At 69.1% G+C, this 19,812-nt stretch carries 15 protein-coding genes; 3 read left to right on the top strand and 12 right to left on the bottom strand.

Annotation, left to right across the window (positions count from 1 at the left end; translation table 11 throughout):
- Window position 1 precedes the first annotated feature (1 nt).
- From MCHLDSM_RS15435 to dop, 11 genes are all read right to left on the bottom strand, one after another.
- A complete protein-coding gene (locus MCHLDSM_RS15435; RefSeq protein ID WP_048470883.1) occupies window positions 2–1,852 on the bottom strand; it encodes a putative nucleotidyltransferase substrate binding domain-containing protein in 1,851 nt (616 codons plus the stop codon).
- Entirely contained in the window at window positions 1,827–3,350 is a 1,524-nt protein-coding gene (locus MCHLDSM_RS15430) for a GMC family oxidoreductase (RefSeq protein ID WP_048470882.1), read from the bottom strand. Before MCHLDSM_RS15430 ends, MCHLDSM_RS15435 begins: the two co-directional genes overlap by 26 nt.
- Entirely contained in the window at window positions 3,350–4,900 is a 1,551-nt protein-coding gene (locus MCHLDSM_RS15425; RefSeq protein WP_048470881.1) for an APC family permease, read from the bottom strand. Before MCHLDSM_RS15425 ends, MCHLDSM_RS15430 begins: the two co-directional genes overlap by 1 nt.
- 25 nt (window positions 4,901–4,925) lie before the next feature.
- Entirely contained in the window at window positions 4,926–6,416 is a 1,491-nt protein-coding gene (locus MCHLDSM_RS15420) for an aldehyde dehydrogenase family protein (protein WP_048470880.1), read from the bottom strand.
- 25 nt (window positions 6,417–6,441) lie between these two features.
- Entirely contained in the window at window positions 6,442–7,563 is a 1,122-nt protein-coding gene (locus tag MCHLDSM_RS15415; RefSeq protein WP_048470879.1) for an aromatic ring-hydroxylating oxygenase subunit alpha, read from the bottom strand.
- The gene (solA, locus tag MCHLDSM_RS15410; protein ID WP_048470878.1) at window positions 7,560–8,702 is read right to left on the bottom strand and encodes an N-methyl-L-tryptophan oxidase; all 1,143 of its coding nucleotides are present in this window, start codon (window positions 8,700–8,702) and stop codon (window positions 7,560–7,562) included. The genes MCHLDSM_RS15415 and solA overlap by 4 nt, the downstream gene beginning before the upstream one ends.
- Window positions 8,703–8,706: 4 nt before the next feature.
- Complete coding sequence (locus tag MCHLDSM_RS15405; RefSeq protein ID WP_048470877.1) at window positions 8,707–11,145, bottom strand: GcvT family protein; 2,439 nt, start codon at window positions 11,143–11,145, stop codon at window positions 8,707–8,709.
- A 210-nt stretch (window positions 11,146–11,355) separates the two neighbouring features.
- Window positions 11,356–12,099: a proteasome subunit alpha gene (prcA, locus tag MCHLDSM_RS15400; protein ID WP_048470876.1), complete on the bottom strand. Its 744-nt coding sequence runs from the start codon at window positions 12,097–12,099 to the stop codon at window positions 11,356–11,358.
- A complete protein-coding gene (gene prcB, locus MCHLDSM_RS15395) occupies window positions 12,096–13,013 on the bottom strand; it encodes a proteasome subunit beta (RefSeq protein ID WP_048470875.1) in 918 nt (305 codons plus the stop codon). Before prcB ends, prcA begins: the two co-directional genes overlap by 4 nt.
- Window positions 13,010–13,204: a ubiquitin-like protein Pup gene (locus MCHLDSM_RS15390; RefSeq protein ID WP_043409984.1), complete on the bottom strand. Its 195-nt coding sequence runs from the start codon at window positions 13,202–13,204 to the stop codon at window positions 13,010–13,012. Before MCHLDSM_RS15390 ends, prcB begins: the two co-directional genes overlap by 4 nt.
- A 94-nt stretch (window positions 13,205–13,298) precedes the next feature.
- Entirely contained in the window at window positions 13,299–14,807 is a 1,509-nt protein-coding gene (dop, locus tag MCHLDSM_RS15385) for a depupylase/deamidase Dop (RefSeq protein ID WP_048470874.1), read from the bottom strand.
- Between the two features lie 105 nt (window positions 14,808–14,912).
- Here dop and MCHLDSM_RS15380 point away from each other — a divergent pair, with 105 nt between their 5' ends.
- The 3 genes from MCHLDSM_RS15380 to MCHLDSM_RS15370 are packed head-to-tail and all read left to right on the top strand — an operon-like array spanning window position 14,913 to window position 17,829.
- The gene (locus MCHLDSM_RS15380) at window positions 14,913–16,067 is read left to right on the top strand and encodes a hypothetical protein (RefSeq protein WP_048470873.1); all 1,155 of its coding nucleotides are present in this window, start codon (window positions 14,913–14,915) and stop codon (window positions 16,065–16,067) included.
- Entirely contained in the window at window positions 16,064–17,230 is a 1,167-nt protein-coding gene (locus MCHLDSM_RS15375) for a hypothetical protein (protein WP_234713989.1), read from the top strand. The genes MCHLDSM_RS15380 and MCHLDSM_RS15375 overlap by 4 nt, the downstream gene beginning before the upstream one ends.
- Window positions 17,227–17,829 (top strand): hypothetical protein, encoded by a 603-nt coding sequence (locus MCHLDSM_RS15370; protein ID WP_048470872.1) that lies wholly within the window; start codon window positions 17,227–17,229, stop codon window positions 17,827–17,829. Before MCHLDSM_RS15375 ends, MCHLDSM_RS15370 begins: the two co-directional genes overlap by 4 nt.
- A 4-nt stretch (window positions 17,830–17,833) precedes the next feature.
- Here the strand turns inward: MCHLDSM_RS15370 and arc are convergent, their stop codons facing one another.
- Complete coding sequence (arc, locus tag MCHLDSM_RS15365; protein WP_048471133.1) at window positions 17,834–19,675, bottom strand: proteasome ATPase; 1,842 nt, start codon at window positions 19,673–19,675, stop codon at window positions 17,834–17,836.
- Window positions 19,676–19,812 lie beyond the last annotated feature (137 nt).

Genomic DNA, 19,812 nt, shown 5'->3' with positions numbered 1-19,812 from the left:
CCTATACGCCCGTGAGCCCGAGGTTGCCGACACGTCGCCGCACGGCGGCGATCTCACGCAGCCCGTCACCGAGCAGACTGCGGTTGAGCGGCGACAACTCAGAGGACGCGACGATGTCGCCGGGTGTGCGGCCCGCGGTGATCTGATCCACCTGATGGGCCATCCGTAGCCGCTGCAGCATCGCGAACACATCGCCCAGCGTGCGGGCATCGCGCTCGCTGAGCGCGCCGGCCTGGGCGGCCGCCTCCAGCCGCGTCGGCGTGGACGCCGACGTGACACCGGCGGCCAGCCCACCCCACCGGGCCAGGTTGACGATCGGTGTGACGGCGTGGTTCTTCAGGTCGAAGGTGCCGCCGCGCCGCGACAGCACGTCGCGCAGCGAGCGGGTCTTCATCCGGCCCGACAGCGCGTCGAGCAGTTGCAGGCGCAGTGCGTTCGGATGTTCCTCGCGCATCCGCTGATAGGCCGCCGGCACCGTGTGCAGGCCCGGGTCGCCCCACACCACGCGCCCGTCGATCAGCAGCGAGGAGAACATCAGCCCGCGGTCGCGCAGCGGGTCGTCGAGCCATCCTCGCGCAGCAGCACGCCAATCCGACTGTGAGCGCGAGAATTTCGGCTTCGCGGCGATCGCGCCGTTGCGGTCCGAGGGCAGCCCGGCGTCATCGAGCAGATCGTGCACCGCACCGGCGAGGGTCCGCAGCCGCGGCGCCTGGCCCGCCAGGTCGTCACGCCACGACAGCGCACTGTCGACATCGGAGGACGGCATCGCCTCGCGGCGTGCGACGCTGCCGAGCGTGAGCCAGGCGAATCCGCCGGCGGGCACGCCGTCACCCTGCGCGACGACCAGTTCGAGCGCGCGGCGCACCAGGCTGTCGATCACCACCGACAGGATCGCGCTGGTGGCCACGGCCTTGGTGCCGCTGCGGAACAGATCCACGGCGGTCCCGGTGACCTGGTGGCCGACGGCGCGCAACTGCGCCGCATCGGTGGCGAGCGCGATCGAGCGGCGCAGCAGGAAGCTCTGGCGCGCCGACGCGGCCAGCAGGTCGGCGTCCTCGAGCACCCCCACCACCTCGCCGCGCGGGGTGAGCACCGGCATGTGCCGCAGCCCGCACTCCAGCATCTCCATCAGCACACTGTCGGCGGTCAGGTCGGCGGTCACGGTGCGGGCCGGGGCGCTCATCACCGAGGCGATGGAGACGTCGACGGACAACCCGGCGGCCACCACCCGGGTGCGCAGATCGCGGTCGGTGAAGATGCCCAGGCCGCCGTCCGGTAACCGGATCAACGCGTAGGACACGTGGTGCTCGGTCATCTTCGTCACGACGTCGCGCACGGTCTCCCCCGGCCCGACGATCAGCACGTCGCCGTGGACGAGTTCGGCGACCGGCCTGCTGTCGGTGGCCGGGGCGATGGTCGGCCGCTCGGCCGCGGCGCGGTTCCAGCCCGACGACGCCAGGAACGCCAGCCCGGCCGGCTTGGCGAACTGTGCCCGGACCAGGCTGCCCGGCAGCCGGATCAGTGTGCTCGGCGCCGCGGTGCGCGCCTCGAAATCCATTCCGGCGCCGGTCAACAGCGGCATGTAACCGAAGATGCCCCCGGGACCGACGACGTCGATCAGCGAGCCGTCGCCGCTGGCCCGCAACGCCACCATGCCGTCGCGCACCATCCAGACCTCGTCGGGGACGCGGGCGGCGTAGTCGGCGACGACGACGCCGGCGGGGAACCGTTCGATCGCGGCCCCGTCGGCCAGTGCCGCGAGTTCCTCGGCGGTCGAGGCCTGGAACGGGGTGTGCTCGGCCAGGAAGTCCGGCAGCCGGGCGCGCTCAGCCTGTTCGGATGAGGTCGGCACACTTCTCCGCCATGGTCATCACGGTGATGTTCGGGTTCACCGCAGGCAGTTTCGGCATCGCGGAGGCATCCACCACCCGCAGTCCGGTGACCCCCTTGACCCGCAGCTGCGGGTCGAGCACGGCCATCGGGTCGGACACCGCGCCCATCCGGGCCGTCGCCGCCGGGTGGTAGACGGTGTTGTGACACTGGTGGATGTAGTCGAGCAGCTCGTCGTCGGTGGTGGCGTCCGGTCCCGGGGCGAGTTCGCGCGCCACCCACGGTGTCAGCGGGGACTGTTCGGCGATGCGGCGGGCGAGTTTCACCCCCGCCAGCATGATCCGGTCGTCGTAGCCGTCCGGGTCGGTGAAGTACCGCGGGTCGACGCGGGGGCGGTCACGGAAGTCGCGGGTGCGCAACCGGACCGTCCCCCGTGAGTGACCCTGAGTCACGTTGGGCGTCAGGCAGAATCCGTTGTCGGTGGTCGGGTAGCCGCGGCGCAGCGTGTTCATGTCGAACGGGACGCTGCCGTAGTGCATCATCAGGTCCGGCTGGGTCACGCCCTCGTCGATCGTGGTGAACAGCCCGATCTCCCACCACTGGGTCGACTCGGTCACCATCGGCCGGGCCGCCTCCCAGAACACCAGGCCCTCGACGTGGTCGTCGAGGTTGGCGCCCACCCCGGGCGAGTCGACGCGCACGTCGACGCCGATCTCGCGCAGGTGCGCGGTGGGCCCGATCCCGGAGAGCATCAACAGTTTCGGGGTGTCGATGGCGCCGGCGGTCAGGATCACCTCCCGGCGCGCGGCGACGGTGTCGTAGCCGGTGAGGTCCGGGCGCTGGTAGCGCACCCCGGTGGCGCGCAGGGCGTCGTCGAACAGCACCTCCGCCACCCAGGTGTCGGTGCGCACCTCGAGGTTCTTGCGGGTGCCCAGGATCGGGTGCAGGAACGCGTGCGACGACGAGTTCCGCGTGCCGTCCTCAGTGGCGTTGATCTGGAACCAGCCCGCGCCGTTGCGCACCGTCTCCCCGCGGTTGAACGCCACGGTCGGCATCCCGGCCATCGCCGCCGCCTCGAGAACCGCTGCGCCGCAGGGGTCCTCGGGCGGAACGTCCCGCAGCGTCACCGTCTCGGTGAGACGCTTCACCAGCGGCAGCACCTCGGCCGCTCCCCAGCCGGTGGCGCCCATCGCCGCCCACTCGTCGAGCGCCTCGGCGGGCGGGTGGAAGGCGATGCACGAGTTGTGCGACGAGCAGCCGCCGAGCACCTTGCCGCGCGCGTGCCGCATGAACGAGTTGCCGCGCTCCTGGGGCTCGACCGGATAGTCCCAGTCGTAGCCGGAGTCGAGCAGATGCATCCAGTCCGACAGCACCAGGATCTTGCCGTCGCCCACGTCGGACGGTCCGGCCTCGATCAGGCAGACCGTCACGTCCGGATCCTCGGACAGCCGCGCGGCGAGCACGCAGCCCGCGCTGCCACCCCCGACGATGACGTAGTCGAAGGTTCCCGTCTCGGCCATCAGGCCTGCCCCGCGAGCTCATCGGGATCGGCCTCGCGCACCGTCTCCACCGCGTGGGACTTCAGCGTGCCGATGTGATGGCGGCCCTTGAGCGCGTACCACAGCAGGCCCGAGCCGACGATCACGCCGATGTAGACGAACGCGCCCCAGGTGTTGTACCAGGGGTCGCCGTAGACGGCGACGCGCGGCCAGGCCAGGTTGAGTGCCATGGTCGCGCCCCAGAGCACCGCGAAGATGTTCACCGGCAGCCCCCACTTGCCCATGGTGAAGTAGCCGCCCTCTTTGAGATCCGGGGGCGGCCACTGCCCCTGGAACCGCTTCTTAAGCATCGGTGCGGTGACCATCAGGTACGCGAGGTAGATCATGATGATCGCGATCGACGTCAGCACGGTGAAGATCTTGGGCTGGCCGATGTTGATCGCCAGGATGATCGCCGCGATGACGCCGATGGTCACGGCCGGCACGATCGGGGTCTGCGTCTTCGGGTTCACCGTGGCGAGCTTCTCCCCGAACGGCAGGGCGTTGTCCCGCGCCATCGCGAAAGACAGCCGGATCGCCGCGGTGTGCACGGCCAGCGTGCACACCGTCACCGCGACCACGATGCAGGCGAGGAACACCTTGCCCAGCGGGCCCCACATCACCTGCTCGACGATGTACTGCAGGCCGCCGCTGCTCTCCCCGATCTGCGGGTCCTTGAGATCCGGCGCGGACATCACCGCGAACACCAGGATGCCGCCGCCGATCACGAACGACGCGAGGATCGCGCGGAAGATGGCCTTGGGAGCGGTCTTTCGCGGCTCCACCGTCTCCTCACCGAGCGAGCTCGCGGTGTCGAAGCCGTACATCACGTAGAGCGAGGCCAGCGACGCGATGAAGAACGCGCCGAGGTAGCCCATCGACTCTCCGGCGCCGTAGCCCTCGGTAGAGAAGAAGACGTCCGGCCCGCGCTTGACGTTGATCGCGAGGATGATCACGATCAGCACCGCGGCGATCAGTTCGATGAACACCCCGGCGCTGTTGATGATCGACATCAGCTTGACGCCGAGCGCGTTGATGATCGTCGTGAAGACGATCAGCACGGTGCCGAGAACCACGGCGTTGGTGGCGAAATCGTACGTGCCGGTGCCGTCGCCGACGATCTGGAATCCGCTCCACAGTCGCGGCAGGTTCAGCTGATAGGCCAGCACCACCGCGGAGATCGTCACGATGGACGCCGTCAGCATGAGCCATCCTGACGTCCAGCCCACCAGCCGGCTTCCGAGTTTCTTGCTCCAGTTGTAGACCGAGCCGGCCACCGGATACTTCGCGGCGAGCTCCATGAAGCACAGCGCAACGGCCATCTGGCCGACGAACACCATCGGCCAGGACCACAGGTAGGCGGGTCCGCCCGTGCCGAACCCGAAGTAGAACAGCTGGAACGTACCGGTCAGGATCGAGATGTAGCTGACGCCCGCGGCGAAGCTGGCGAACTTGCCGATGCTGCGGTCGAGCGATTCCTTGTAGCCGAAGTCCTCCATGCCACTGTCGGCATGCGGCTGTTTGATCACCATGATGTTGCCCTTCTGAAGGCCGATCTCAATTCTTGAACCAGCCCGCGGCGGTGGGAGCGGTGTTGTGCCAGATGTGTTTGAGCTCCTGGTATTCGGCCAACCCGGACGGGCCCAGCTCGCGCCCGTTGCCCGATTTCCCGAACCCACCCCATTCGGCGGACGCGGTGTAGTAACCGAAGTCGTTGAGCCAGACCGTGCCGTGCCGCAGTGCCCGCACCACACGTTCGCCCCGGGCGGCGTCCGATGTCCGAACCCCGGCCGCGAGACCGTATTCCGTGTCGTTGCCGAGGGCGATGGCCTCGTCCTCGCTGGTGAATCGCTCGACCGTCAGGATCGGCCCGAAGGTCTCCTCTGCGACGATGCGCATCGACCGGTCGCACCGGTCGAAGATCGTGGGAAGGTAGAAGTACCCGTCCGCCAGGGCCGCATCGGTGGGCCGGGCACCTCCGCAGACCAGCTTCGCGCCTTCGGAGATCCCCAGGGCGACATAGTCTTCCACCTTCGCCCGGTGCTGTTCGGAGACCAGCGGCCCCGTCTCGCTGGCGGGGTCCATGCCGTTGCCGACCCGGATGGCGGCCGCGCGTTCGGCCAGCGCGGCGACGAAGTCGTCGGCGATGGACTCCTCGACGATCAGCCGGGTACCCGCCGAGCACACCTGCCCGGAGTGCAGGAAGACGCCGGTGAGCACATGGTCGACCGCGGCGTCCCAGTCTCCGCTGTCGCGGACGTCGGCGAACACGATGTGCGGGTTCTTGCCGCCGAGTTCGAGGGCCACCTTGGTGACGTGCGCGGCGGCGGTCGCCGCGATGTTGCGCCCGGTGGCAAGACCGCCGGTGAACGAGATGAAGTCGACGTCCGGGTTGTCGGTGAGCGCGGACCCGAGGGTGGCCCCGCTGCCCTGCAGGAGGTTCACCACCCCGGGCGGTATGCCCGCCTCGTCGAGCAGACGGACGAACGCGATGGTGCTCAGCGGGGTGACCTCACTGGGTTTGGCCACCATGGTGCACCCCGCCGCCAGCGCGGGCGCCACCTTCCAGGACATCTGCAGCAGCGGGTAGTTCCACGGTGCGATCAGCACGCACACGCCGATCGGTTCGCGCACCACCCGGCTGATGACCGCGGGATCGCCGACGTCGACCAGCGTATCGGCCTCGACGCCGATCAGGCGGGAGTAGTACCGGAACACCGAGGTGACGTCGTCGATGTCGATGCGGCTCTCCGCGAGCGTCTTTCCGGTGTCGCGGGTTTCGAGGTGCGCGAGGTCCTCCTTGTCGCGCTGCAGCAGGTCGGCGATCCTGTTCAGCAGCTCGGAGCGTTCGGCCGCGGTGGTGGCGCGCCAGGCTCCGCCGTCGAACGCCGCGCGGGCGGCCGCCACGGCGTCGCGCGCGTCGTCAGGGGTGGCCTCGTCCACCACGGCGACGACGCTGCCGTCGGCGGGGTTGACGATGTCGCGGGTGCCGCCGTCGGAGGCGTGCCGCCACGTACCACCGATACAGAGGTCGGGTTCACCGTCCATGCTGCCGCGGCCTCCTCGTTGTCGTCTACACCGACGTCGCCAGCCGGGACACTACCCAGTGATGGAACTCCGCGAGGTGATGTTCCGCGGGAACGAGGACCCCGCCGTCGCGGTAGGCCCGCGACGACATCGCCGGCTGGGTGCGTTCGCAGGCCTCGAAGTCCTGCACGTTGACCCGGTGGAACAGTTCGACCGACGCCGACACGTCGCGCTCGGAGGCCACCACGTCACCGGTGTAGAGCCAGTCGCACTCGACGATCGTTCGGTCCACCGACATCGGGAACATCCGGTGGAAGATCACGTGATCGGGCACCAGGTTGATGAACACGGTCGGTTTCACGGTGATCGCGTAGTAGCGGCGGTCCTGGTCGTCGGTGATGCCGGGCAGCCGGTCGAAACCGGCGGCGCCGTCGACGGTGAAACCCGCCACCTCGGTGCCGAACTCGGCGCCGAGGCCGACATTGGCCTGGGCGGCCATTCCCCGCGCGAACTCGGGCAGCACGCCGACCAGTTCGGGGTGGATGGAGCTGCAGTGGTAGCACTCCATGAAGTTCTCGACGATGAGCTTCCAGTTGGCGGCGACGTCGTAGACCACGCGGTGCCCCACGTCCAGGCCGCCGATGCCGTACCGGTTGATCGCGTCGGCGTCGCCGAGGGTCCGGGTCGCCTCGGCGATCACGTCTTCGAACGGCGGCGGCGTGTCGGACAGGCACACCCAGGCGTAGCCGAGCCATTCGGTCAGCGCGACCGGCACCAGACCGTAGGCGTACCGGTCGATCGGCGCGCCGGCGCCGTCGGTCAGCGTGCCGATGTTCGGCGCGGCGACCAGCTTGCCGTCCAGCGCGTAGGTCCAGGAGTGGTAGGGGCAGCGCAGCGTGCGCTTCACCTCGCCCTCGGACTCGGTGCACAGCTGCGCGCCGCGGTGCCGGCAGACGTTGAGGAAGGCGCGCAGCAGGCCGTCGCGTCCGCGCACCAGCAGCACGCTCTCGCGGCCGACCTGGACCTTCTTGAACTTTCCCGGTAGCGCCAGATCCGACGAGCGCACCGCGCAGAACCACATGTTCTCGAAGATGTGTTCCTGCTCGGCGGCAAAGACGTCGGCGCCGGTGTAGTACCGGCCGCCGAGCGTGGCGAGAAGGGCGGTCATGTCGTCACCAACCTCCGGGGGTCGAACAGCGAGATCGGGTGCGCCGTCGCACCGGAGAGGGCCAGGTCGGCGAGGATCTCCCCCACCACGGGAACGAATTTGAAGCCGTGCCCGGAGAATCCGCACGCCACGGTCACGTGGTCGCTGTCGGGGTGGCGCGCGATCACGAAGTGCTGATCCGGGGTGTTGGAGTACATGCACGTCGCCGAGTGCAGGCACGGCCCGTCGAGCGCGGGCAGCAGGCGCGCGACCCGGTCCCGCATCTCGCGAATCTCGTCGGCGTGCACGGTCCGGTCGATGGTGTCGGGCGTGCATTCCACCCCTTTGCGGAAGAACGCGACTTTCACGCCTCCCCGCGGTCCGTCGATGGCCGGGAAGCCGTAGCTCTGCATCCCGGAGGGGTCCTCCTCGATGAAGATCGGATGGTCGACGAACGGGCCGGTGCCACCCACAGGGTCGAGCCAGTACAGCACCTGGCGTTCGACGGTGATCGGGATGCCGAACTCGGCGAGCAGCTGCGGCGCCCATGCGCCCGGACAGATGACCAGCTGGCCCGCCGTGTACGTCCCGGCGGCGGTGCGCACCGTCACGCCGTCGGCGGCCTCCGCCCACTCGAGCACCTCTTCGCCGAACTGCAGTGTGGCGCCCGCCTTCTCGGCCAGGTCGAGATGCGCCTGCACGGTCATCTCGGGTCGTGCGAACCCGGCCTTGGCCTCGTACAGCGCGACGTCGCCGGGCCGCGGCGTGAAGTTCGGGTACCGCGCGCGGATCTCGTTCGCGTCGAGCACCTCGTGCGGAAGATCCCATTCGCGGCTCGCCCGCAGGCTGCCGGCGACGGTGAGACTGTCGGGCGCACCCAGGAACAGCCCGCCGGTCATCCGGTACACCTCGCGCCCACTGTCGGCCGCCAGCTGGTCCCACAGTTCGTAGGCGCGCAGCAGCAGCGGCACGTAGGCCGGGTCCTCGAAATAGGACTGCCGGATGATGCGCGACCCGCCGTGGCTGGACCCGCGGTCGTGGGCGGGGGTGAACTTCTCCAGACCGAGCACGCGCTGCCCCCGCGCGGCCAGGTGGTAGGCCGCGGCGCTGCCCATGCCGCCGAGCCCGATGACGATGACATCGAAGGTGTGCGAGGTCATTTCGTCACCTCCGAATCCGGGTCATCTCGGGGTCGACCACCGGTTCGGCGTGCACGACCGCGGTGAGCGTGGCGCCGCGGTAGTCGACGCGCACCGCGTCGCCGACGTTCACACGCGCGGGCAGCCACGCGTAGGCGATCGTCGCGCCGATGGTCGCCGAGTAGCCGGCGCTGGTCACGTATCCGGCGCATTCACCGTCGAGGAACACCGGTTCCTTGCCCAGCACGGCCGCGTCGGGATCGTCGAACACGATGCTGCGCAACACCATCTGCGGTTCCGGCGCCGCCTCCAGCGCGCTCTTGCCGACGAAGTCCTTGTCGAGGCGGACCGCGAAGTCCAGCCCGGCCGCGGCGGGCCGGTGCTCGGCGGTCATGTCGGTTCCCCAGCTGCGGTAACCCTTTTCGATGCGCAGGCTGTTGAACGCGATCCGGCCTGCCGGGATGATCCCGTGCGCCGCCCCGGCGTCGGCGATCAGATCCCACAGCGCCGACCCGTACTCGGCGCTGGTGTAGATCTCCCAGCCCAGCTCACCGACGTAGGACACCCGCATCATCGTGACGGGGATCGCGTCGAGGTAGGTGTGCAGCGCCCGGAAGTACGGAAAACCTTTGTGCGACAGGTCGTCGGGGCACAGCGGCGCGACGACGTCGCGGGCCGCGGGCCCCCACACCCCGAGGCAGCAGGTGCCGCCGGTGATGTCGCGCAGCGTGACGTCGGCGGGCTTGTGCCGGGACAGCCAGTCGAAGTCCATCGGCGAGTTCGCCCCGACCTGGAAGGTGTCGGGGGCGAGCCGCGCGACGGTCAGGTCGCTGCGGATGCCGCCCGCGTCGTCGAGCAGCAGCGTGTAGGTGACCGAGCCGACGCGCTTGTCGACGTTGTTGGTGGTCATCCGCTGCAGGAACGCCGCAGCGCCGGGTCCGGACACCTCGTAGCGGGTCAGCGGGGTCATGTCGTACATCGCGACGTGCTCGCGGGTCCAGCGCGCTTCGGCGACCGAGATGGGCGACCAGAACCGCGATGCCCAGTCGTCGCGGGCGGGTACGGCCAGTCCGTCGTCGACGAGGCGATCCGTCAGGGCGGCATTCGACTCGAACCAGGCGGGACGCTCCCAGCCGCCACCTTCGAAGAAGAACGCGCCGAGCTCGGTGTGGCGGGCGTGGAACGGGCTGGTGCGCAGCCCGCGCAGCGCGGTGCGGTACTGGTGCGGGTGAATGACGTCGTAGACCTCGACGAAGGCCTGGGAACTGGTCTGCAGGAAGAACTTCGGGCTGCGGGCCACGTCTTCGAAGCGGTACAGGTCGCACTCGTGGGTGTCGACGGACGGGGTGCCGTCGATGATCCACTCCGCGGTCGCCCTGGCCACCCCGGCGGAGTGGGTGACCCACACCGCCTCGGCGACCCAGAAGCCGCGCAGTTCGCGGTGTTCACCCATGATCGAGAAGCCGTCGGGGGTGAACGAGAAGATACCGTTGAACGCCTCTTCGACCTTCGAGTCATCCAGAGCGGGAATGAGTTTCGCCGCTGCTTCCCAGGCGGGCGCGAAGTCCTCCTCGGTGAACGGCAGCATCGACGGCATGGCCTCGGCGGCGGTGTCGGCGAGCAACGTGCTCATGTCGACGGGCATCGGCTTGTGTGCGTAGGACCCGATACCCAGCCGGTCCACGTGCTCGCGGAAGTACAGATCCTGGTCCTGGTGGCGCAGGATGGGCAGGCCGGCTTCGGCGAGTTCGGTGTTGCGCCCGACCAACTCGGCGATCTGGCCGGTGCGGGCGTACTGGTGGGCCATCGGAACGAGCGGCAGCACGAGGCCGACCTGCTTGGCGAACTGCGCACCCCAGAAGCCCGCGGCGCACACCACGACGTCGGCGTCGAGGACGCCGGCGGCGGTGCGCACGCCGGTGACCCGCTCGCCGTTGTCGAGGATGCCGAGCACCTCGGTGTGCGGGAGCAGCGTGGCGCCGCGCGCTTCGGCGCGGCGGGCCTGGGCTTCCGCGGCACGCAGCGCCTTGGCGAGCCCGTCGGCCTGCGTGTGGAAGCCGCCGAGGATCTGCTCGCGGTCGATCAGCGGGTGCAGGACCGCGCATTCGGCGGGGGTGAGCAACCGGCCCTCGATGCCCCACGACTGCGCCCAGCCGGCCTTGCGATGCAGGTCGGCCCAGCGTTCGGCGGTGGTGGCGACCTCGAGCCCGCCGACCGGGTTGAAGGCCCAGCCGCCGGGATGCTGCAGGCTGTTGAACTTCTCGACGGTGTAGCGGGCGAAGGCGGTCATCGTCTTCGACGGATTGGTCTGGAAGACCAGGCCGGGTGCATGGGAGGTGGAGCCGCCGGTGGCGAACAGCGGGCCGCGGTCGACGACCGTGACGTCGGTCCAGCCGCGCGCGGTCAGTTCGTCGGCCAGCGACGTCCCGACGATGCCGGCGCCGATCACGACGACTTTGGGCATGGTTCCATCGCTCTCAGGTCATCCGGGGTTGTGTAGTTGCGCATTGCGCAACGTGATGCGCGATATGCAACAGAATCATCCACCCTGGATGCACCGCGCGCAAGACGGACACGCTGGCAAAAACCTGGAGAGGGGTCGGCGACGCGAACGTGCATTCCCTGTCGTCGCGCGGCGGCGACGGCTACCGGGAATGCACGTTCGCGAAGAGGACTAGTCCTTGGATTCCGGCTCGGCAGGCTCGGCCGGCGCTTCGGCGGCGGGCAGCATCGCCTCGAGTGCCGCGCCGGTGATCCGCCGGAACGCGCGGCGCGGACGGTTGGCGTCGAGCACCGCGACCTCGAGCGTCGACGGGGCCAGCGTGCGCGGCTCAGTGCCGTTGCCACCCGCACCCAGCGCCTTCACCGCGATCGCCACGGCGTCGGCCAGGCTGAGGTTCTCGGTGTAGGACTCGGTCAGCGCCGACGAGATCGGCTCGGTGGTCCCGCCCATCACCACGAAGTGCGGCTCGTCGGCGATCGACCCGTCGTAGGTGATGCGATACAGCTCCGGTGCCTTGGTCTCGCCGTAGTGGGCCACCTCGGCCACGCAGAGCTCCACTTCGTAGGGCTTGGCCTGCTCGGTGAAGATGGTGCCCAGGGTCTGGGCGTACACGTTGGCCAGCTGCCGGCCGGTGACATCGCGGCGGGAGTAGGCGTAACCCTGCGTGTCGGCGAACCGGATGCCGCCGCTGCGCAGGTTGTTGAACTCGTTGAAGCGGCCGACCGCGGCGAAACCGACCCGGTCGTAGAGCTCGCTGACCTTCTGCAGCGACCGCGACGGATTCTCCGCGACGAACAGCACGCCGTCGGCGTAGGCCAGCGCGATCACGCTGCGGCCGCGGGCGATGCCCTTGCGGGCGAGCTCGGAACGCTCACGCATCGCCTGCTCGGGCGAGATGAAATACGGGAAGCTCACAGCTCGTCACCTCGAAGCGGGTCCGCATTGGGCCCGAATGTGTCTGTCCGCGAACGGTTCTCGATGATCTCGCGGCACAGCGCGGCGATCTGCTGCTCGGTCACCTCGACGGCGCCGTCGGCGTCGATGGACACCGCCGTCGGGAAGATGCCCCGCACCAGGTCCGGACCGCCCGTCGCGGAGTCGTCGTCGGCGGCGTCGTAGAGCGCCTCGATGGCCACCCTCAGCGCCGACTCGGCGTCGGTGACCTGTGCGTACAGCTTCTTCATCGACGACTTCGCGAAGATCGACCCCGACCCGACGGACTGGTAGCCCTCCTCCTCGAGGTTGTGCCCGCCGGCAGCGTCGAACGACACGATGCGGCCGGCCCGTTCCGGATTCGGATCATCGAGGTCGTAACCCGCCAGCAGCGGCAGCGCGATGAAACCCTGCAGCGCCGCGCCGAGGTTGCCGCGCACCATGGTGGCCAGCCGGTTCACCTTGCCCGGGAACGTCAGCGCCACCCCCTCGAGCTTCTCGTAGTGCTCGAGCTCGACGGCGTAGAGGCGCGCGAACTCCACCGCGATCGCGGCCGTACCGGCGATGCCGGTGACCGTGTAGTCGTCGGTGATGTACACCTTCTGCACATCGCGGCTGGCGATCATGTTGCCCTGGGTGGCCCGCCGGTCACCGGCCATCAACACCCCGCCGGGGAACTTCAGCGCCACGATCGTGGTGCCGTGCGGAACCGCATCGGTCGGCGTGCCCATCGGCACCGGCCCACCGGAACCCGGGAGCAGGTGCGGCGCCTGCTGGCGCAGGAAGTCCGAGAACGACGACAGATTCACTCCGCCGTGTGACAGACCCCGCGGCAAGGCGTCAAAAGCTCCCGAGGACGGGTGGGGAAAGGACTGATCGCGATGCGGCCAGGTCACTGTCCACCCTTCTGCACGTACGCACGCACGAAGTCTTCTGCGTTCTCTTCGAGGACGTCATCGATCTCGTCGAGCAGATCGTCGGTCTCCTCGGTCAGCTTCTCGCGGCGCTCCTGGCCGGCGGCCGTGCTGGCGGTGGGGTCGTCATCGTCGCCGCCTCCGCCGCCGCGCTTGGTCTGCTCCTGAGCCATCGCTGCCTCCTGCGTATGTGATCGGCGGGCCTAGAGCTGCCCGCCGGTCCCTCCACCCTACCGGTCAGGCGTGGGATTGCCGGGGATAGCTCGATCAGTTCGTCAGTTGCTCGACGAGCTCCGCGGCGCTGTCCACCGAGTCCAGCAGGGCGCCGACGTGGGACTTGCTGCCCCGCAGCGGTTCGAGTGTCGGGATCCGCACCAGCGAATCGCCGCCCAGATCGAAGATCACCGAATCCCAGCTGGCGGCGGCGATGTCGGCGCCGAACCGCCGCAGGCACTCCCCACGGAAGTACGCCCGGGTGTCGGTGGGCGGGCTGTCCACGGCGTCGAGCACCTGCTGCTCGGTGACCAGCCGCTTCATCGAGCCGCGCGCCACCAGCCGGTTGTAGAGGCCCTTGTCCAGCCGCACATCGGAGTACTGCAGATCCACCAGGTGCAGCCGAGGCGCGTTCCAGCTGAGGTTCTCCCGGTTGCGGAAACCCTCCAGCAGACGCAGCTTGGCCGGCCAGTCGAGCAGGTCCGCGCACTCCATCGGATCGCGCTCGAGCAGATCCAGCACGTGTGCCCAGGTTTCGAGGACGTGGGAGGCGCGCGGATCCGGGTCCCGGCTGTCGACCAGCTTCGCGACGCGGTCGAGATAGATCCGCTGCAGCGCCAGACCGGTCAGCTCGCGGCCGTCGGCCAGAGCGACGGTGGCGCGCAGCGACGGATCGCGCGAGAGCACGTGCACCGCGTGCACCGGCCGGGCCAGCGCCAGATCGCTCAGGTCGGCGCCGATCTGCGGCCCCTCCTCGATCAGGTCCAGCACCAGCGAGGTGGTGCCCAACTTGAGGTAGGTGGACGTCTCGGCGAGGTTGGCGTCGCCGATGATCACGTGCAGCCGGCGGTACTTGTCGGCGTCGGCGTGCGGCTCGTCGCGGGTGTTGATGATGCCGCGCTTGAGCGTGGTCTCCAGTCCGACCTCGACCTCGATGTAGTCCGAGCGCTGGGAGAGCTGGAAGCCCGGCTCGTCCCCGGAGGGGCCGATGCCGACCCGGCCCGACCCCGTGACGACCTGACGGGACACCAGGAACGGGGTGAGACCGGCGATGACGGCCGAGAACGGCGTCTGCCGCGACATCAGGTAGTTCTCGTGCGACCCGTAGGACGCGCCCTTGCCGTCGACGTTGTTCTTGTACAGCTGCAGCTTCGCGGCGCCGGGCACGCTGGCCACGTGCCGGGCCGCCGCCTCCATCACCCGTTCGCCGGCCTTGTCCCAGATCACCGCGTCCATCGGGTCGGTGCACTCGGGCGCGGAGTACTCGGGGTGGGCGTGGTCGACGTAGAGGCGGGCGCCGTTGGTGAGGATCATGTTCGCCGCGCCGACCTCGTCGGCGTCGACGACCGGGGGCGGACCCGATGCGCGGCTCAGGTCGAAGCCGCGGGCGTCGCGCAACGGGGATTCCACCTCGTAGTCCCACCGGGTGCGCTTGGCCCGCTGCAGGCCCGCCGCGGCGGCGTAGGCCAGCACGGCCTGTGTCGAGGTCAAGATCGGATTCGCCGTCGGATCAGACGGCGAGGAGATCCCGTACTCGACCTCCGTTCCGATGATCCGTTGCATACCGACCAGCCTAGAGGTGCGCCCCGACCGCATGACAGGAGGCCGTGCCACGCCGGTGCGGAATCCCGGCGATGACCTGCGGCAGCGTGGTGAGATTGGGCGATCATGAGCACGCAGCACCCGGATCGCGAGCAACGCCTGGCGGCCGAACACTGGTTCCTGTGCCGCGGCCTGCCGGCGGTGCTGCGGCCGGGCAGGCTGGTGCGCCGGGTCTTTGCCCGGTCGGCGCCCGCACTCGCCGCGTTCGCGGTGATGATGGCGTTTTCGATCGTGGTGGTCACGGTGACGGGCAAGCACACCATCGACATCGACGGAACCCCCACCCGCACCGAGTGGTTCGTGCTCGCGATCGTCGTTCTGGTGCTGCCGCTGGCGTCGGTGATCGGCTGGCTGGTGTCCCGGACGACGAATCTGCGGCTGCGCGAGCTGGTGGCCGCGGGATCGCTGGCGGTGGCCGCGCTGGCGACCGTGTTCGGCGGTCCCAGCCCGCTGGTGGTCGTCGACGTGGTGGTCGAAGGCGTGGTGATCGCCGTGATACTGCTGTGCACCGCAACGGGAGTCGGCTCGGTGCTCGGGTGGGCGGCGCGGATGACGCTGGCGAATCTGGCCTCGGTGGGCAGCCTCCTGCTGCGCGCGCTGCCGGTGATGCTGCTGACCGTCCTGGTGTTCTTCAACGGACCGGTGTGGACCATGGCGTCGACCGTGAGCCGGGGCCGGTTGTGGCTGGCGCTGCTGTTCATGCTCGGTATCGCGGCCGTGTTCCTGGTGTCCAGCACCCTCGGCCTGGTGCGGCCCATCCTGGCTCCGGAGGCCAAGCGGCCCGAGCACGCCCAGATGCTCGTCGGCACCCCGTTCGAGTCGATGCCCGACCGGCCCCGCCGGGTGCCGCTGTCGCGCCCGGAACGCGCCAATGTGATTGGTGTGCTGGCACTCTCGCAGATCACCCAGGTGATGACGGTGGCCGTGGTGACCGGGTTGCTGTTCGGCGTGTTCGGGCTGATCCTGATCAGCCCCGAGCTGCTGGCCGCGCTGACGCGGGGCGGCTCGGGTGACGGCCAGTTCCTGGGCATGACGCTGCCGATCCCGCAGGCGCTCATCCAGATCACGATGTTCCTGACCGCGCTGACGTTCATGTACCTCGCGGCGCGCGCCGTCACCGACAAGGAGTACCGCGCCCAGTTCGTCGACCCGTCGATCGAGGATCTGCTGCTGACCCTGGTGGCGCGGGATCGCTACCGGACCGCGACGGCGGCGACGTGAGCGGGCAGGCGGTGACGTCCCGGGCGATCCACGAATGGTTCCTGCACCGCGGGCTGCCCCTGGTGCTGACCCGGCGGGTGCGCTCCCGGGCGCTGGTCGCGCGCTCGGCGCCGGCGGTGGCCGGGGTCGGGGCACTGACCGCGGCCACGCTGCTGCTGGCCGAATGGACCGGCGACGACCCGGATTACGGGGCCGTCCTGCGGCTGGCGGTCATCGCGGCGGTCCTCGCCGCGGCGCCGGTCGCGCTCGAGGTCCTGCATCAGCGATCCACCGCCGCCTCCCGGGTGGGCCGGCGCACGACGGCGCTGGCCGTGATGGCGATCTTCGTGCTGGTGATGCCCGTCGTGGTGTCAGGCTGGTCGGCGGCGGCCCTGGCCGAAGCTCCGGCGTTCCTGTTGGTGTCGCTGCTGACGATCTGGCTGACCTACCTGGGGCTGGGGTCGATCGCACTGTGGGCGTTCCGCTTCGCGTGGGTGCAGCTCGGGGCGCTGGGGACGTTGATGAGCCGGGCGCTGCCGCTGCTGATGCTCACCGTGGTCGTGTACTTCACCGGCGAGCTCTGGCAGCTGTCGGCCCGCATGACCCGCCAAAGACTTTGGCAGACCATCGGATTCCTGGCCCTGGTGGCGCTGGTGTTCATGGTGGCGACGATCCGCGACGAGGTCCGCGCGCTGCGCCAGGACCGGTCCCGGCAGTCCGATCCGGCGGCACTCCTGGCAGGCACGCCGCTGGCGGGCGCCCGCCCGGGCGCGACGACACCGCTGTCGCTGCCCGAACAGGTCAACGTGGTCGCCGTGATGGTGGTCGCCCAGGCGATCCAGGTGGTGTTGTTCACCACGGGCCTGTTCGCGTTCTTCCTGGCGTTGGGCATCATCGCGGTGCCCGACGAGGTGACGGTGGTGTGGTCCGGCGAAACCACCTGCGCCGTCGGCGAACCACCGTGTGCGGGAACGTGGTTCGGCGTGCACGTGCCGGTCCCTCAGACCGTGGTGCACACCTCGCTGTTCGTCGCGGTGCTCTCCGGGCTGTACTTCACGGTCAGCACCAGCGTCGACCCCCTCTACCGTCAGCGGTTCTTCGAGCCATTGATCGCCGATGTCGCGGTCAGCCTCGCCGGCCGCGACGCGTACCTGGCCACCGAAGTGAGGAGTGCGAGCCGATGACGACGTTAAGGGGCAAGCGATACGGCGAGGTGCTGCTGGTCAGCGCCGGACCGGACGGGCCGCAGGCGACCGTCTACAACACCTATCCGCTCAACGACTGTCCGCCCGAACTGTGGAGCCGGCTCGACGCCGAAGCCCTCGCCAAGGAGCACGGCGCGCTGGCCGCTCTGCTCAACGGGCCGCGCTACTGGCTGATGGACGCCATCGAGAAGGACATGGGCGACGACCGGGAGGTCGCCACCTTCGGCGGTCTGGACATGTACCGGCAGGCCGTCGTCACCCTGTCGTCGATGAATCCCGCCCCGTACGTGCCGAACACGGTGGCGCGCAACGCGGTGTTCGTGTTCGACGCGGGCGAGCCGATCTTCGAGCTCGTCGACCCGGACGGCGCGCACTGGGTGATGCAGACGTGGAGCCAGATCGTCGACCCCGCCCTGGGCTACGACGACCTGCCGCACCTGGCCGGCCGGCTGGCGCTGCCCGAGGGATGGTCCTACCGCACGCGCACTCTCGCCGAGCCGCTGCGCATCGACACCAGCAGTCAGGCCGCCCAGGTGCTCCAGGACGGCCTGACCAACAGCTACTCGCTGGCGCGCTGACCCGCTACAGGTACTGCCCCAGGTTCGACTCGGTGTCGATCGCCCGGCTGGCCGACGAACTCTTCCCGGTGACCAGCGTGCGGATGTAGACGATCCGCTCGCCCTTCTTGCCCGAGATGCGGGCCCAGTCATCGGGATTGGTGGTGTTGGGCAGATCCTCGTTCTCGGCGAACTCGTCGACGATCGAGTCCAGCAGGTGCTGGATGCGCAGACCGGGCTGGCCGGTCTCCAGCACGGACTTGATCGCGTTCTTCTTCGCCCGGTCGACGACGTTCTGGATCATCGCCCCGGAGTTGAAGTCCTTGAAGTACATGACTTCCTTGTCACCGTTGGCGTAGGTGACCTCCAGGAACCGGTTGTCGTCGATCTCGGCGTACATCCGCTCGACGACCTTCTCGATCATCGCCTTGATCGTCAGGCGGCGGTCGCCGTTGAACTCGGACAGGTCGTCGGCGTGGATCGGCAGTTGCTCGGTGAGGTACTTGCTGAAGATGTCCTGCGCCGCCTCGGCGTCCGGCCGCTCGATCTTGATCTTGACGTCCAGGCGGCCGGGCCGCAGGATCGCCGGATCGATCATGTCCTCGCGGTTGGAGGCGCCGATCACGATGACGTTCTCCAGCCCCTCCACACCGTCGATCTCGCTGAGCAGCTGCGGCACCACCGTGGTCTCCACGTCGGAGCTGACACCGGTGCCGCGGGTGCGGAAGATCGAGTCCATCTCGTCGAAGAACACGATGACGGGCGTGCCCTCGGAGGCCTTCTCCCGCGCGCGCTGGAAGATCAGCCGGATGTGCCGCTCGGTCTCGCCGACGAACTTGTTCAGCAGCTCGGGGCCCTTGATGTTGAGGAAGTAGGACTTCGCCTCACGGGCGTCGTCGCCGCGGACCTCGGCCATCTTCTTGGCCAGCGAGTTGGCCACCGCCTTGGCGATGAGCGTCTTGCCGCAGCCGGGCGGACCGTAGAGCAGCACGCCTTTGGGCGGGCGCAGCGAGTACTCGCGGTAGAGCTCCTTGTGCAGGAACGGCAGCTCGACGGCATCGCGGATCTGCTCGATCTGGCGGGTGAGGCCACCGATGTCGTGGTAGCTGACGTCGGGCACCTCCTCGAGGACCAGGTCCTCGACCTCGGCCTTGGGGATGCGTTCGAACGCATACCCGGCCTTGGTGTCGACCAGCAGCGAGTCGCCCGGACGCAGCTTGCGCGGACGGTCGTCGCCCAGCACGTCGTCGTCGTAGCCGTCGGGCAGGTCCTCGGACGCGACCAGCGGCTCGGCCAGCCAGACGATGCGCTCCTCGTCGGCATGGCCGACGACGAGGGCCCGGTGGCCGTCGGACAGGATCTCGCGCAGGGTGCTGATCTCGCCGACCGACTCGTAGTGACCGGCCTCGACGACCGTGAGCGCCTCGTTGAGGCGGACCGTCTGACCCTTCTTGAGCTCTTGGGTGTCGATGTTCGGTGAGCACGTCAGGCGCATCTTGCGGCCCGAGGTGAACACGTCGACGGTGTCGTCCTCCTGGACCGACAGCAGCACGCCGTAGCCGCTCGGCGGCTGGCCGAGCCGGTCGACCTCCTCGCGGAGCGCCAGCAACTGCTGACGTGCCTCCTTGAGGGTGTCCATCAGCTTGGCGTTGCGGGCCGCCAGGGAATCGATGCGGGCCTCGAGTTGATGGACATCGCGGGCGCTGCGCAGTCCACTCTGCGGGCCCACCGCACTTTCGAGCTGCTCGCGCAGGACGGCCGCTTCGCGGCGCAGCTGCTCAAGCTCGGCAGCGTCCTCGGCGGACAGTCGGCTCTGGGGGGATGCCCCGAAGGCGTCAGAGGCTTCGGGACGTTCGGACTCACTCATGCTGAGCTCCTTTCCCACACCGGATGTTGGTGCGGTAACAACTTCAAAGCTACCGGCGATTCAGTCATTGTGTGCGGTGTAGGAATTCGACACACCAGCAACACTGTTAGCCTCTGTACATCAGTTCGTCCGATCGG

This window comes from Mycolicibacterium chlorophenolicum, assembly GCF_001044235.1.
Classification (GTDB): Bacteria; Actinomycetota; Actinomycetes; order Mycobacteriales; family Mycobacteriaceae; genus Mycobacterium; species Mycobacterium chlorophenolicum.
Note: the sequence above shows the minus strand (reverse complement) of the source record. Positions and strands in the feature narration are given on the sequence as shown.